11 protein-coding genes and 1 tRNA gene are annotated in these 15,266 nt (G+C 61.4%); 6 read left to right on the top strand and 6 right to left on the bottom strand.

The window, feature by feature from the left end:
- Nucleotides 1–43: 43 nt before the first annotated feature.
- Together argS and FEV16_RS11455 are read right to left on the bottom strand one after the other, a co-directional pair.
- Entirely contained in the window at nucleotides 44–1,825 is a 1,782-nt protein-coding gene (gene argS, locus FEV16_RS11460; protein WP_138167766.1) for an arginine--tRNA ligase, read from the bottom strand.
- Between the two features lie 69 nt (nucleotides 1,826–1,894).
- A complete protein-coding gene (locus FEV16_RS11455; protein ID WP_138167765.1) occupies nucleotides 1,895–3,115 on the bottom strand; it encodes a deoxyguanosinetriphosphate triphosphohydrolase in 1,221 nt (406 codons plus the stop codon).
- Nucleotides 3,116–3,311: 196 nt separating this feature from the next.
- Here FEV16_RS11455 and FEV16_RS11450 point away from each other — a divergent pair, with 196 nt between their 5' ends.
- The 3 genes from FEV16_RS11450 to FEV16_RS11440 all read left to right on the top strand — a co-directional run bounded on the left by FEV16_RS11450 (nucleotide 3,312) and on the right by FEV16_RS11440 (nucleotide 4,879).
- Nucleotides 3,312–3,650 (top strand): iron-sulfur cluster assembly accessory protein, encoded by a 339-nt coding sequence (locus FEV16_RS11450; protein ID WP_138167764.1) that lies wholly within the window; start codon nucleotides 3,312–3,314, stop codon nucleotides 3,648–3,650.
- A 65-nt stretch (nucleotides 3,651–3,715) separates the two neighbouring features.
- A complete protein-coding gene (locus tag FEV16_RS11445) occupies nucleotides 3,716–4,624 on the top strand; it encodes a sugar kinase (protein WP_138167763.1) in 909 nt (302 codons plus the stop codon).
- Nucleotides 4,625–4,803: 179 nt separating this feature from the next.
- Nucleotides 4,804–4,879 (top strand) — tRNA-Asn (locus tag FEV16_RS11440).
- A 184-nt stretch (nucleotides 4,880–5,063) separates the two neighbouring features.
- On the opposite strand, the gene FEV16_RS11435 is transcribed toward FEV16_RS11440, so the two are convergent.
- The 3 genes from FEV16_RS11435 to FEV16_RS11425 are packed head-to-tail and all read right to left on the bottom strand — an operon-like array spanning nucleotide 5,064 to nucleotide 11,070.
- Nucleotides 5,064–8,189 carry an efflux RND transporter permease subunit gene (locus FEV16_RS11435; protein WP_246657296.1) on the bottom strand — a complete coding sequence of 1,042 codons (3,126 nt, stop codon included), beginning with the start codon at nucleotides 8,187–8,189 and terminating at the stop codon, nucleotides 5,064–5,066.
- 15 nt (nucleotides 8,190–8,204) lie between these two features.
- Nucleotides 8,205–9,386, bottom strand: coding sequence for an efflux RND transporter periplasmic adaptor subunit (locus FEV16_RS11430; protein ID WP_138167762.1), 1,182 nt, complete (start codon nucleotides 9,384–9,386; stop codon nucleotides 8,205–8,207).
- On the bottom strand, nucleotides 9,376–11,070 hold the full coding sequence (locus FEV16_RS11425; protein ID WP_246657295.1) for an efflux transporter outer membrane subunit: 1,695 nt from the start codon (nucleotides 11,068–11,070) through the stop codon (nucleotides 9,376–9,378). The genes FEV16_RS11430 and FEV16_RS11425 overlap by 11 nt, the downstream gene beginning before the upstream one ends.
- 279 nt (nucleotides 11,071–11,349) lie before the next feature.
- Between FEV16_RS11425 and FEV16_RS11420 the strand changes: the two genes are divergently transcribed.
- The 3 genes from FEV16_RS11420 to FEV16_RS11410 all read left to right on the top strand — a co-directional run bounded on the left by FEV16_RS11420 (nucleotide 11,350) and on the right by FEV16_RS11410 (nucleotide 13,960).
- Nucleotides 11,350–12,000 (top strand): TetR/AcrR family transcriptional regulator, encoded by a 651-nt coding sequence (locus FEV16_RS11420; RefSeq protein WP_138167761.1) that lies wholly within the window; start codon nucleotides 11,350–11,352, stop codon nucleotides 11,998–12,000.
- A gap of 164 nt (nucleotides 12,001–12,164) precedes the next feature.
- Nucleotides 12,165–12,500 (top strand): hypothetical protein, encoded by a 336-nt coding sequence (locus FEV16_RS11415; RefSeq protein WP_138167760.1) that lies wholly within the window; start codon nucleotides 12,165–12,167, stop codon nucleotides 12,498–12,500.
- Between the two features lie 614 nt (nucleotides 12,501–13,114).
- The gene (locus FEV16_RS11410; protein WP_138167759.1) at nucleotides 13,115–13,960 is read left to right on the top strand and encodes a hypothetical protein; all 846 of its coding nucleotides are present in this window, start codon (nucleotides 13,115–13,117) and stop codon (nucleotides 13,958–13,960) included.
- A gap of 21 nt (nucleotides 13,961–13,981) precedes the next feature.
- On the opposite strand, the gene FEV16_RS11405 is transcribed toward FEV16_RS11410, so the two are convergent.
- Nucleotides 13,982–15,178 (bottom strand): extracellular solute-binding protein, encoded by a 1,197-nt coding sequence (locus tag FEV16_RS11405; protein WP_138167758.1) that lies wholly within the window; start codon nucleotides 15,176–15,178, stop codon nucleotides 13,982–13,984.
- Nucleotides 15,179–15,266: the final 88 nt, after the last annotated feature.

The following is a 15,266-nucleotide window of genomic DNA, read 5'->3' as shown; positions in this document are numbered from 1 at the left end:
GAGTAAGCGCGTCCCGCGCTGGTTCTGCCGCTCAAGCGTCTTGTTAGCGCATCTCGTCGGGGGCGCTCACGCCGAGCAGCCTCAAGCCTGACCCCAGGACGACCGTTAAAGAACCAACCAGCGCAACCCGAGCGATTGTTAATTCTCTCTCATCTAACTTAACAAAGCGTAAGTGTGGCTGGTCTTTGCCGCGGTTCCAATGCGAATGGAATACGCTCGCCAGTTCATGCAGATAGAACGCCACCCGGTGCGGCTCATGCGCCGCAGCCGCAGCTTCGATCGCGCGCGGATACTGCGCGATGATCTTGGCCAAAGCAAGTTCGCCCTCGTCTGTCAAAAGGGCGAAATTGGCCTCCGCCAAGCTTTGGGCTGAGACGTCCATATCCGGAAAAGCGGCGAGCGCCTGCCGCATCGCAGACTTACCACGGGCATGGGCGTATTGGACGTAAAAGACCGGATTGTCCTTCGATTGCTCGATGACCTTGGCGAGATCGAAGTCGAGCGGCGCGTCATTCTTGCGATAGAGCATCATGAAGCGCACGGCGTCGACGCCAACCTCGTCAACGACCTCTCGCAGAGTGACGAAGTCCCCCGCCCTTTTGGACATTTTGACCGGCTCGCCAGCGCGCATCAGCTTGACGAGCTGGCAGAGCTTGACGTCGAGCGTCACGCGCTTGTCGGAAAGCGCGGCGACGGCCGCCGTCATGCGCTTCACATAGCCGCCGTGATCAGCGCCCCACACATCGACGAGCGTGTCATATCCGCGATCGATCTTGTCCTTGTGATAGGCGATATCTGCCGCGAAATAGGTCGGCGAGCCGTCTGATTTCTTTAAAGCCCGATCGACGTCGTCGCCAAAGAGCGTCGATTTGAACAGGGTCTGCTCGCGATCCTCCCAATCCTCGGGCAATTGCCCCTTGGGCGGCGGCAAGCGTCCCTCATAGACAAGGCCTTTCGCCCGCAGCCAATCGATGGCGGCGTCGATCGCCGAGACGCCATTCTTCTTTTCGTGCAAGGCGCGCTCGGAAAAGAACGTCTCATGGGTGATGTTCAAGGCGGCGAGATCGGCGCGGATCATCTCCATCATCGCGTCGATGGCGGCGTCGCGAACGATCGGGAGCCACTCATTCTCGGATTTGCCGACGAGCGCCGCGCCATGCACGTTGGTGAGCGACTCTCCGACGGGCTTCAAATAATCGCCTGGATAAAGTCCCTCGGGGATCGTTATCGCTTCGCCCAGGGCCTCGCGGTAACGCAGATAAGCGGAACGCGCCAAGACATCGATCTGCGCGCCGGCGTCGTTGATGTAATATTCGCGCGTCACCTCGCAGCCGGAAAAGGCCAAAAGATTTGCAAGCGCGTCGCCGAAGACCGCGCCGCGGCCGTGACCGACATGCATCGGCCCGGTCGGATTGGCCGACACATATTCGACATTCACCTTGCCCTGCAGGGCGGTTGCGCGGCCCTTAGCGACGCGGCCGAAGTTTGCCGGGTCGTGGAGCGCCGCGCGAAGAACTTGAGCGAAAATCTCGGGCTTCAGACGGATATTGATAAATCCAGGGCCAGCGACTTCCGCGGACGCGACATTCTCGGTCTCGGCAAGCGCAAAGCAAATCTCGACCGCCAATTCGCGCGGGGAGGCGAAATGCGGCTTCGCCTCCTTGGCGAAGACCATGGCGGCGTTCGACGCAAGATCGCCAAGCGTAGGGTCTTTCGGCGGTTCGACGACGAAACGCGCGTAATCGAGCTTGGGCAGACGGCCGTCCGCGGCGATGCGATCAAGTATTGCGGCGATGCGGGCGTGAAAGTCGTCGAAAATGTTCATGGAGGTCCGGGAGAAAGGAGTTCCGCGGCGGTTTATCAGCTTGAGCCAGCGAAATCATCCCGGCCCCGCCTAGCCGCCAAACACCCGTTTCACCTCATTCAGCGCATATCGGTCGGTCATGCCGGCGATGTAATCGGCGACCATTATCGCGCGCTCGGCTTCTTGCAGCCTTACGGCCTGGGCCGCCCATTCCGCCGGCATCAACTCTGGCCTCTCGAAAAATGCCGGAAACAGCCGCGAGATCGCGTCGCGCGCGCGCTCCCACACGCCCGCGACCTTCTCGTGCCGATACATATTGTCGAAGAGAAATCTCTTGATGTCGCGCTCGGCCTCGGCCATCGGCGGCGAAAGGCCGACGAGGGTTTCGCCCGCTCCTCGCGCGTCGTCGGCGCTCGCCGGGGCGACGCGCGCGAGCCGACGCAGCGATTCGCCAATCGCGTCCTCAACGAAGGCGGTGATGACACGACGCACGAGTTCATGAATGACGCGCGGCCGTTCGAGCCCTGGATGCTCATCGTGGATATGCGTGAGCACCCCTGCAATGAAGGGCGTTCGCGCGATGTCGTCTAGCGAAAACAGTTCGGCGCGCAGGCCGTCGTCGATATCGTGGCCGACATAGGCGATATCGTCGGCCTGAGCCGCAGCCTGCGCCTCAACGCTCGCGAAAGTCGCGAGCGCTAGCGGAAAGATCGCGTCGAATTCGGCGATATAGGGCGAAAGCCGACGATCATGCGCCACGCGTGCAGGCTCCTCAGGGTGAGGGAGAGAATGGTGATGGCTCACATCTTCGCGCCCCAAGAGCGGCCCGTTGTGCTTGACGATGCCTTCCAGCGTCTCCCAGGCGAGATCGAGGCCGTCGTAGCGCGCGTAACGGCGCTCCAGCAATGTCACGACACGCAGCGCCTGAGCGTTATGATCAAACCCGCCATAAGGCGCCATGCAGGCTTCGAGCGCCCCCTCGCCGGCGTGGCCGAAAGGCGTGTGACCGAGATCATGGGCGAGCGCCACGGCTTCAGCGAGATCCTCGTCGACGCGCAAAGCGCGGGCGAGCGCGCGGGCGATCTGCCCGACCTCGATCGTATGGGTCAGCCTTGTGCGGAAATGATCGCCGTCGAGCGGCACGAAGACCTGCGTCTTATGCGCGAGCCGGCGAAAGGCGGTGCAATGGATGATGCGGTCGCGGTCGCGCTGGAATTCGCTGCGCGTCGGCGACGGCGCCTCCGGATAGAGCCGCCCACGCGAGCGCATAGCGTCGCTGGCGTATGCTGCAAGAGGGCCGCGAACCGCCACATGCGCTCCTTTCATTGAAAGGCCTCAGATTTGGACCTATCTTGCGGCATGGAGCATATCCCGCAAAGCGCCGGCGAGGCGCGGAATTGGATATGCCGGAATTCGATTTTCGGGCGAGTTCTTTTCGATTGCGCGACGGCGCTCGAGTCGCGCTGTAACGCGCGACGGCGCGCGTAAGCAAGTGACGGAGCAAGGAATGACGACGGCGGCAGGCGATATCGCGCTCACCGAACAGGCGGCGCGGCGCATTCACGCGATCCTCGCCAATGAGTCGCCCGGCGCGGTGTTTCGCATTTCCGTCGAGGGCGGCGGCTGCTCTGGTTTCCAATATCACTTCGCCGTCGATCCGGCCCCCAGCGAAGAGGACGCGCTCGTTGAGCAGGCTGGCGCAAGGGTCGCGATCGACCCCGCGTCTCTCGGTTTTCTCGCAGGCGCCAGAATCGACTTTGTTGACGATTTGATGGGACAGTCCTTCCGTATCGACAATCCCAACGCCGTCGCCTCCTGCGGCTGCGGAACGAGCTTTGCGGTCTGACGCGCAAAGCCTCGGTTTCGCGCGTGGCGCGTCATCACCGCTTACACATTTTCGGAGTTTAAGCCTTGGACGCGCTTTTCATCGGCCACGCCTACATCGACGTCACCATGCGCGCCGAGCGCCTGCCGACCGGCGACCAGAAGACGCTGGCGCGCGACTATGCGGTGAGCTTCGGCGGCAACGCCGTCACGGCGGGCTTCGCCTGCGCCAAGCTCGGCCATCCGATTGGCTTATTGACGACACAGGCGCCCGATTGGCTCGGCCACATGTTCATGGATATGGCCCATACCTACGGAATCCACGTCCATCCGCGACGGGTGGCGCGCTCGTCGCTCTCCTTCGTGTGGCCCAATGACGGCAAACGCGCGATCCTGCGCGCGCGCGACGACAATTATCTGCAGGCCTTTCCCCGACTCGACATTTCGGAAGCGCGGCTCCTCCATCTCGATGGGCATATGGCCGACGCGGCGCTTCACTACGCCAAGGCGGCGCGCGCTCTCGGCGTGCTTGTTTCGCTCGACGGCGGCGCGCTGCGGCCCTGCATCGAGGAGTTAACCGGCTATGTCGACGTGGCGATCGTCGCCGAAAAACTCTGCGAGCAGATGTCGCTCTCGGAACTCGACATGCTCGGCTGGCTGAAATCCAAAGGCTGTCGGATCGGCGGGGTGACGACCGGCGAGAAGGGCATGTTGTGGTATGACGAAAACGGCGAGATTTCGCAGATGCCGTCACTCGCCGTGCCACATGAGCTCATCATCGACACGTCGGGCGCCGGCGATGTTTTCCACGGCGCCTATTGCGCCTCCTATCTCGAACGGCCGGATGCGCCCTGGCGCGAGCATTTCGAATTCGCCCGCGCGGCGTCGGCGCACAAGATCCAGCATCTTGGCAATGAGGCGGGACTGCCGACGCCTGACGACGTCGCGGCGGCGCTTGCCGCCTTTGCTCCGGCGGACGCGCTGAGCCCTGTTTGAGCGCGGTCATTCCCGGCAAGCCGAAGGCCGACCGGGAATCCAGAGCCGATCCAGAAGCGCCGGTTTTGCTCTGGATTGCCGATCGCGCAAGACGCGCGTCGGGAATGAAATGCGAGCGGTTCAGATGGTTACACCGGGCTTGGCAAACCGCGCCTCGGCCTGTATAGCCGGGACCGCATTCCCCGATAGCTCAGCTGGTAGAGCACGCGACTGTTAATCGCTAGGTCGTAGGTTCGAGTCCTACTCGGGGAGCCATCTCGGAACGAAACTGCAAACGCCGTGCGTCGCCGTTTCCATTCCATAGTCTCCTTCCGACGCCACAAGCGCCTGGAACAGCCTTGGCCTCGAACCCTCGTCGGAATCCCCGTCACGCGCCCTAATCTTCTTGCGCGCTTCGATCCCGAACGTGCGCAAAGGCTCGGGGGTAGGCCGGTTTGTTTTAGTGAGAGAGAACGGCCTCCCGAACACGATCGGCGCCGGCATTCGCGTCAGGCGCGCCGGGTGATAATGCGGCACCCGCCCGCGCCGGCACATGATGGTCGGCGGCGAGCACCAGATAAACGGCCGGCAGGACGAACAGCGTGAAAAGCGTGCCGATCGAGAGGCCCGAGGCGATGACAAGGCCCATATTGTAGCGCGAGGCTGCGCCGGCGCCGCTCGCCGCGATGAGCGGCAGCACGCCGAGCACCATGGCGGCGGTGGTCATCAGAATCGGGCGCAGTCGAATGGAGGTCGCCTCAAGAATCGCCTCGCGCTTCGACTTGCCGGAATGCTGCAGCTCATTGGCGAATTCGACGATCAGGATGCCGTGCTTGCTGATGAGGCCCATCAGCGTGACAAGGCCCACTTGCGTATAGATGTTGATGCTCGCGTCGCCGAAGCCGAGCATGATGAACACCAGCGCGCCGGCGATCGACATGGGCACGGAGACGAGAATGATCAGCGGATCGCGAAAGCTCTCGAACTGCGCGGCGAGCGCCAGGAAGATGATGATCAGCGCGAAGCCGAAAGTGACGGCGAAGCCGCTCGACTCCTGGACGAATTGGCGCGACGGGCCGGCATAGTCGATCGTATAGGTCGGCGGCAACGCCTTGCGCGCGACTTCTTTCAACGTGTCGAGCGCCTCGCCCGCGATGACGCCAGGCGCGGCGACGCCCGAAATCGTCACGGAATTGATCTGCTGGAAGTGATTGAGCGACTCTGGGACGATCGTGGTCTTGAGCTTCGCGACCGTCGAAAGCGGCACCGAGGAACCGTCCGCCGTCTTGATGTAGTAATTCAGGATTTGATCGGGATTGAGCCGAAACTGTTGCGCGACCTGCGGAATGACCTTGTACGAGCGGCCGGCCAGCCCGAAATATTGCGTATAGCCGCCGCTCAGCGCAGTGGTGAGCGCGCCGCCGACATCGAACATTCTCAAACCAAGTTGCGCCGTCTTTTCGCGGTCGATGACGAGCGACAGCTGCGGCTGGTCGATCTTAAGATCGGTGTCGAGGAACATGAACTTTCCCGTCGCCAACGCTTTTGACAGGAATTCGCGGGAGATGGCGTCCATCTTCTCGAAGGGGTCGGTGCTCTGGAAGACGAATTGAATCGGCAGGCCCATCGAGCCGGGCAGCGGCGGCGGCTGGAAGGCGACGAAGCGCACGCCGGGGACGGCGCTGAGCTCCTGCTGAAGCGCGCGCTGCAACGCCTCGGCCCCGACCTTGCGCTCGTCCGCAGGCTTGAGCACCATGCCGTTCAGATTCATCGCCGCCGAATTGATCTGAAAGACGCTGTCCGTCTCGGGGTGCTTGGCGATGATCTTATAGGCTTGATTGGCATAGTACAGCTTTTGCTGAAGAGTCGCGTTCGGCGCCGGCGTCGCCTGCGCCAGAATAATGCCCTGGTCCTCGTTTGGCGCGAGTTCGCTCTTGGCGTTGGAATAGAGCCAGTAGATGCTCGCAAGGATCAAACCGCCGAAGACGAGCGTGACGGGAACGAAATTGAGCGAGGAGTCCAACAGGCCGTGATAGCGATCCCTGACGGCGTCCATCCTGGCGTCAATGAAGCCGACGATGCGGGATTCAAGCGTGTTCTTGCCCGGCTCCGGCGGCTTGAGCGCCAGGGCGCAGCTCACCGGCGATAGGGTGAGCGCGACGATGCCCGACACGGTCACGGCGGACGCTAGCGTAAAAGCGAATTCGACAAAGAGCGCGCCGGTGAGGCCGCCCTGGAAGCCGATCGGCACATAGACGGCGATCAGCACGATCGTCATGGCGACGATCGGTCCGGCGAGTTCGCGCGCCGCCAGCAGCGCGGCGTCGAAAGGCGTCAGGCCTTCTGCAAGATGCCGGTTGACGTTTTCGACGACGATGATCGCGTCGTCGACGACGAGCCCGATCGCCAAGACGAGCGCGAGAAGCGTTAGCAGATTGATTGAAAAGCCCAGCGCGAAGAGAAAAGTCAGCGAGCCGATCAGCGAAAGGGGGATCGCCACAATCGGGATCAACACCGATCGCCATGATCCCAGAAAAGCGAAGACGACCAAGCTGACGATGAGGATCGCTTCGATGAGCGTGTGAATCACCTCGTCGATAGAGCTGTTCACGAAATTCGTCGTATCGTAGACGATCTCGCTGTTCAGCCCCTCGGGCAGCGCTTTGACGATGTCCGGATAGGCGTCTTTCACGCCTTTGACGACATCGAGCAGATTCGCGCTCGGCGCCACCAGAATGCCGATATAGACCGCCTGTTTGCCGTTGAACGACACTGAGGATTCATAGTCGTCCGCGCCAAGCGTGACATTGGCGACGTCCCTCAGCTTCACATTGGCGCCGTTCACCTGCTTGACGACGAGATCGCGAAACTCTTCGAGCGAGTGAAGCGAGGTCGCCGCCGAGAGATTGACCTGCACCCACTGGCCCTTGGTCGCGCCGAGGCCGGCGATATAGTCGTTGGCCTGGAGCGAGGCGGCGACCTCGGCCGCCGTGAGTCCATAGGCGGCGAGCTTGACCGGATCGAGCCAGGCCCTCAGCGCGAATGTCTTGCCGCCGATAAGCTCCGCCGTCTGCACGCCGGGCACGGATTGCAAGCGCGGCTGCACGACGCGGATAAGATAATCCGTCACCTGGCTCGGCGTCAGCATATCGCTCTTAAAGCCGAGATACATGGCGTCGGTCGTCTGACCGATCTTGACGGTGATGACGGGACGCTGCACGGCCTGCGGCAATTGGTTGAGCACGGAATCGACTTTGGTGCTGATCTCCGTCAGCGCCTTGCCGGAATCGTAATTGAGCCGCAGATTGGCGGTGATCGTGCTCACGCCGATCTGGCTCGTCGAAGTGAGATAATCGATGCCGTTCGCCTGCGCGATGGCGTTTTCGAGCGGGGTCGTGACGAAACCGGCGACGGTCGCGGGATCGGCGCCGAAATAGTACGTCATCACCGTGACGACGGCGTTTTGCGTGCGCGGATATTGCAGCACGGGCAAGGTTGTCAGCGATCTCAGGCCGAGCACCAGGATCAGCAGACTCACCACGGAGGCGAGCACCGGGCGACGCACGAAAATGTCGGTGAAACGCATCAGCGAGCTCTCCGTTCACTGATCCACGGGCTTGGGATCGGCGTCGACAGGCGGTTGCGGACTTTCCGAAATGGCGAGCGGCGCGCCGTTTCGCAGCTTGACCTGTCCCGCCGTCACGACCGTGGCGCCTTCGGGCACGCCTTCGAGCACCGCCACTTCATCGCCGCGCGTCTCGCCGAGGCGAACAAAGGCCTGATGCGCGACGAGGCCGGAGCCTTGCGGCGCTTTCTGAGCAGCGCTCTCCTCGTTTTTTTGCGCAAGGAACACCGAATTGCCGAAAGGCGCGTAGACGATCGCCGTTTGCGGCAGCGTGACGAGGCGTTGGGGCTTGCCTGTCGCGATCTCGACCGAGGCGAACATGCCGGGCCGCAGCTTGCGATCGGCATTGGCGAGACTCGCGCGTATCTGCACGTTGCGGCTCGCGAGATCGACCTTGGAGCTGATGGCGTCGATCTTGCCGGTAAAGCTCTGGTCGGGAAAAGCGTCGACCTTCGCGGAAATTGTCTGACCGACCGTGACGCCATTCAGCGCCTGCTGGGGCAGGACAAAGTCGAGAAAGATCGGATCCAGCGCCTGCAAGGTCACGATCAGCGTTCCCGCGCCGATATATTGGCCGATATCGATCTGGCGGATGCCGAGCCTTCCGGCGAAAGGCGCAAGCAGGGTCTTCTGCGCGATCACCGCCTCCTGCTGCACGACCTGGGCGTTGGCGCTTCTCAGATTGGCGACGTCGGTGTCCACCGTCGCCTGACTCGCGGCGTGGATTTTGAGCTGCGCCTGATCGCGGCGCAGGTTGATGGCGTTGAGCTCCGCCGTGGCTTTCAAGGATTCGAGCCTGGCGTTGTCGGTATCCTTGCGCAGCTCGACGAGAATCGTCCCCGCCTCGACGTCCTGCCCCGATTGGAAGTGGATTTTCTCCACGATGCCGGAGGTTTCGACCGAGAGGTCGGCGCCATTGACGGCGCGGAAGGTGCCGATGGCGGAAAGCTTCGGCCGCCATTCCTGATAGGCGGCCGTGGTCACCGAAACGGTTTGTGGCGGATTGGCCATGGAGGCGAGGAACTGCCCGATCATCACCGAGCGGAAACTGACGAAGCCGTAAAGGCCCCCGAATACGACGGCGACGCTCGCCAGCATGATCATCATGGGCTTGAACATCGATCCGAGACGGTCTTGCAAAAACGTCTTAACGGGCATTGGCGCGTTCCTCAGCCTCGGCGCGTATAGCCGCCGCGATCGGCATGGTCGAAATAAGATCGGTTGGTTTGGGCAACGACGCCGGCGTCTCGTCGAGGCGATTCCACCAGCCGCCGCCGAGCGCCTGCATCAGCGCCGCCGTGTCGGCGAAGCGCGCCGCCTGCGCCTGGACGCGATTGAGACGGGCGCTGAGCAGGGTCTGCTCGGCATTGAGCACCGTCGTGTATGTCGTCGAGCCGGCGGCGTATTGGGCTTGCGAAATGTCCAAGCTCTCGGCGGCGGCTTTTTCCGCCGCCACCTGCGCGCGCAGCGTTTCGGCGTCATGCTTGATCGCCTGCAAGGCGTTGGCGACATTTTGAAAGGCATTGATCGCCGTGGCGCGATATTGCGCTTCGGCCTGTTGTAGCGCTGCGAGTTTCGCCTCGCGCTGGTGGAACAATCTTCCGGCGTCGAACGCCTGACCGGAGAGCTGCGCCGCGAGATTGTAGACCGACGTCTGAGGCCAGAACATTTGAGAGAAATTGGGCGCCTGGCTGCCGCCATTGGCCGTCAGCGTGAGCTGCGGCAGCATGTTGGCCGTGGCGACGCCGACATTGGCGCTCGCCTGATGCAATTGCGCTTCCGCCGAAAGAACGTCGGGACGCTGGCGCACCAAATTAGACGGCAGGCTGACCGGCAGATCGCGCGGCAGATGCAAATGCTCTATGTCGATCGCTTCGCCTTTATCGTCATTGGGAAAGCGGCCGAGATAGGCCATGAGCTGAATACGCGTTTGCGCCCGAGCCTTTTCGAGCGGGGGGAGCGTCGCTTGCGCCTGAGCGACCAACGCCTTCTCCGAAACCACGTCCGCGGCGCTCACGGCGCCGAGGTTGAAGCGCTTCTGCAATATGTCGAGCTGCTTCTGATAGGCCGCGATGAGATCGCGCGTCACCTTGATCTGCGATGCGTAAGAGGAATCGGTGATCGCAGCGGTCACGACATTGGCTGTCAGAGCCAGGTAAGTCGCCTCGAGCTGGTAGCGCTGATATTCGGCGGCCGCGAAATCGCTTTCGACTGTGCGCGCCGTTTTGCCGAAGACGTCGGGCGTGAACGACACCGCGGCGTTCGAATTGTGGAGCGTATAGATGAGCGCGGTCGGTCCGCTCGACGAGGCGGTTTGCGATCCGCTCGACGAGGAGCTTTGCCCGAAGCCCCCAAACTGCGCGGTCGTCATTTGCGTGCGCGCGACACTCTGGGTCAGAGTGGCCGACGGAAAGAAAGAGGCGACATCGGCTTCCGAGGTCTCGCGCGCTTGGCGAAGGGCGGCTTCTGCGGCCTCGATCGTTGGATGATTCGCAACCGCCTCCGCGACAAGCGCCGAAATTTGCTTTGAGCGGAACAACCGCCACCATTCGCCCGGCACGTCTCGCCCCGAGACGAGCCGCTGCGACGCGCCGCCCGCGGCTGCGGCGGATTGAGTGACCGGCGAGAATTTGCCCGACGTGTAGCCAGCGCCCTCCGGCGTCGGAGGCCCGAGAAAATCGGGACCAACCGCACAACCCGAGAACGATAGGGCGCTCACTATCGCGGCCGCCCTCGCAACGCGAAGACGCAGGAAACGCCCTCCGCGCGCGAGCGGCTGACAGGTTTCGCTTTGCGCGTTGATGTGGGCGACAGGAGGACCCTGCGGCGGAAACGACGGCATTAACAACCCTGTCTGAAAAACTGAACGGTTCAGTTCTATTCAGTCATTATGTTGATGCGCGAAGCCCAAGTCAATGCTAAACTGAACCGTATAGTTCAGTTGGCCGACAGGAAAGCCGAACCGCCCATAGACCTGAATTCAGGAGAAAATAACCTGATTTAGGCGTGGTCTTTTCGGCGAGAGCCGGTATCGTCCTTTTTGGAATATTTCCGTGTGTGAGCGGGAACCAGCGGTAAACGGAGCGGCGGCAAAGAGCAAAGACGGGAAGATCGAGACCACATGACGACGAGCGCACAGCCAGCTTCAGGAGTGGCGGAAGAGCCTGTCCACGGCCGCAAGGAGGCGCAAGTCCTCTCCGCGGCGCGCCTAGAGTTCCTGAAGCATGGATTTTCGGAAACGAGCATGGACGCCATCGCCCGCGCGGCCAGCGTTTCGAAGGCGACGCTCTACGCCTATTTCCCGAGTAAGGAGGCGCTGTTCAGTCATCTCGTTCAAAAAGAGTGCGACGAGAAATGCCGCGACATCCCCGCTCCCGATCTCGACGGCGGGCTGACGCCCGCGCTCGAAACGCTATGCCGGCACTTCATCTCGCGCTTTCTAACGAAGGAGTCCGCAGCCTTTTTCCAGACCGTCTCCAGCGAACGCTGGCGCTTTCCCGAACTGTGCCGCCTCTATTTCACCACCGGCAAGAAGACGGTGCTCGACTTCGTCGCCGGCTATCTCGACGAGGCGAAGAATAGAGGCCTGCTCCTATTCGACGACGCGCATATGGCCGCCGAACAATTGCTCAATCTCGCCGTCGCGGATCTTCCGCTGCGCGTGGCGCTGGGCCTCGAACTGCGCAGCGAAGCGGAATATGAAAAGATCATGCAGGCCGGGATCACGGTTTTCCTGAAGGCTTACGGCGCCTCAAACGCTTCTTTCGTTTGAAACTCGCCGAGCGCGCGGGCGCAAGGACCGCACGCCTCCGCACCCGACACGATTCGAACATGTGGCCTCCACCTTCTAGGGCGGTTTTTGAATACGACCGAGTGAATTTAAGCTGCGCGAAATGCAAGCCTGAACACAGGTGATTCGAAATCGGGGCTGCAAAAATGAACGCCAATCGATCGAGTGAACCACGTTTCAACATCATCATCTGGAAGGGCGCGAAGCAACTCGGAACGCTGCGAGATCGCGACGCCAGCCGGGCGCGCAGCAATTTCGGCGGCGTTGTGGCGCGCTATAAAAATTCCACCGACAATCACCGGGTCGAACTTTACGACGGAGCGGACCTGATCGAGGCCTGGTCGAGTGAGGACGGAAACAAGCTTCCTTCCGCTGAGACGCCTGTCCCCGCCAGCGGAAAAATTCATCGCGAGGGCGAGCGCATCGGGCGAGCCATTTCGATCCCCTGTCCGCTTGTGCCGTCACGTTCCGCGAAAGCGTGAGCTCGCGTGAGAAAGCGGGAGATTCTCACGTCTCTCACGCGCCGCCGTGCTTACGCTTCCCGGATCCGCTCGCCGGCGATCTCGGCGAGGTGAGGGTTCGCCACCCCTACACGCTAATTCCGGTTCCCGGCGCGATCCCGGAGCGATGGGGGCGGACCGCCGGCCAAGCGTAGCGCTTCCGCGCGATCCTGGTCGCGCTTGCGCATCTTCGGCGACTGTGACGCATCCCGGCGGAGGGTGATGGCGAATTCATAGTTCTCAGTTTCGTCGACCCCGGCGAGCCAGCCAAATCAATTACATGCATTGGACGTGACCGCGAGGTTCTCGGCTCATTGCGGCTTCTGCGCCCGCGGCTTCCCTTTCCACGATCTTCGGAAGACGCCGGCGTTTCATCTCCCCGGAATGCGGCGTCAGGGAAGTTTGACTTTCCGCGTGACTGATTGAGGCTCTCTACGGCGTCGGGACCAGCGCTTTGCCGGCGCCATTATTTGGTTCGGCCAGGCGCGACGTGTTGCCATTTGCGAAAACAATACGATGTGTGCAGTGGGGGCTTTTCCGCGGCTGGGCATGAGGACGCAAACCGGACGCTGTTGAAGATTATCCGCGAGGGCCCGATGGCCATTCTGAACAGAAAAACTTTAGAGGCGGCGCAGCTCGTGGCGGGAACCGCTCTCCTCGTCCTGATCAGCGCCCCGTCCGCCGAACGCGGGCCAAGCGCCAGTTGGGCTTTGGAAGCGGAGCATCAACCGCAACAAGTCGCTCGCCGCGACACTTTTCGCTATCAGGGTTGGCGCCGCCCATCCTCCGAGGAGAACCCCAAGGAAGAATCCGAAAATGCCGCGTCCACGAGCAGCAGCGGGGCGCTGGCGGCGGCGCTGGCTTCCTGCGAAAAAGGCTCGGACAAAACGGAAAGCCTAATGTTGCCCAGCGCCAAGGGCGCGATCAAATTGGACAGCTGCTATCGCGGGCGCGACCAATTCGTTTGTAGCCTTAATATGCTTTTGGATGAAGCCAAAAAGCTCAACAGCGAGTTCGGACACATCATCGAGGCGAAATATCCCGCAGTCGGCAGCGTCGATGCGATCTGTCGCATCAGGCCCGACGCTCTTTCGGCGGATTTGACAAAGGCGGGCACTTTCGCCGCCAGATTTAAGGACTTGAGGACCGAATACGACCAGCGCATCAGCTGCGCCCTGAAAGTCGAGCAAAACCTGAAACAGGTGAATCTGAGCGATATGCCCCACTCGGCGGAAATATTGAAGTCGATGAACGACACGCTTGAGGCTGACTTGAAGGATGTCGCCGCCACAAGACAACAGATTTTCGATCTCAACGAGAAAATGCAAGCCTCGCAGAAGGCCATCGTAACGATCGAAAAGCTTCGTCCGACGATGTGTCTCTCGACATCGGCGCCAACAACCGTCGAGGGCGCTGAAAAACCTGTCAGCGGAGGCCGGTAGGCAAAGGACGCCGGCTGGTCTTCAGAAGATAGGCGCCTTGGCCCGTTTGGAGAATCGCCGGCCCGACCCCCACATCGTGCCTCCCCCTCTTGTCGGCGTTTCTCCCCGGCTGATCGTCTCCCCGGTCGCGCGGGCGCCGCCATCGAATTTAGGAGCAACCAGTCGCCGCATCATGGCGGCGTCCGGGTAAATCGACTTGTTTCCCGAGATGGTCCCGTCGATCAGGGTTTTTGAGGCGAGGACGCCGTTGGCTACGCCAGTGAAATTCGTGTTGCGGGCGGCTATATCCGGCTGCAGAAGGAAGTCAATGAATGCATACGCTTCTTCGACATGCGGGGCGTTCGTCGGAATAAGGAGACTGTCGAGTAGAATAGGCGCGCCCTCGCGAGGGATGAAAAAGTCGATCTCGACGAATTTTTTCACCATGCCGGCTATATAGCGGGCGCGCAAGCTATCCAAGGAATAGCCGACGGCGACGCAGACATCGCCGTCGACCAGCGCGTTGACATATTCGCTAGAGTCGAGGCGTTTCCCATCTCGCCGGAGGGCGCTCAACAGATCGGCGGCGCGTACGACGTCGGTGCGGCGGTCCAACCCAGGCGAAAGTTTCCAGTCCGACCACAGATATTGTAGCGCCGCTGAAAGCAAATTTTCCTGACTGTCCGGTATTCCCACCCCGCAGGTCGAAAATTTTTTCAAATTTTTCTGTGTGAACAGCAGCCCCCATGAGTTGAACGAGGAATTCGACACCCTCTGCGCGTTGCCCAAGAGTTCCCTAGCTTTCACTACGTCATAGGCGATGCCCATCGCAAACCACGCGTAATTGACCGCGTGTTCGTTCCCGGGGTCATAGACGGCAAGGCGCTCCATGACCTCGGGCCAAAGATTGACGGCGTTTGGAAGCTTGCTCTTGTCGAGCTTCTGATAGAAGCCCCTGGTAATCTGCTTTGCCAACACACGGCTGGAGACGATCACAACGTCGAAAGCAGCATTGCCGGGCTGAATCGTCTTCTCTGCGCTCTCATCCGAATTATAGCTTTCGTATGTCACCTTGATGCCGGTCGTCCTGGTGAAATCTGCGAGCACGCCCGGATCGACGTAGTCGGTCCAGCCGTAAACGTTGACGATCCTTTCTTGGCCGATTGCGGGAAAGACGCCGCAAGAGAGCGACAAAAAAAGGCTGGCGACGGCAACCCGAAGGACGCGTACGGGAATCATCGAGGGACGGCTCTGGTTTTGTCGAGAGCCCACTGCGGGCGTCCGCAAACCAAATATCTATGCGCCCCGGCAATCGCGGCAATATGCA

The organism is Methylocystis sp. B8, from assembly GCF_005771425.1.
Classification (GTDB): Bacteria; Pseudomonadota; Alphaproteobacteria; order Rhizobiales; family Beijerinckiaceae; genus Methylocystis.
This window is presented reverse-complemented; position numbering and strand designations above follow the sequence as displayed.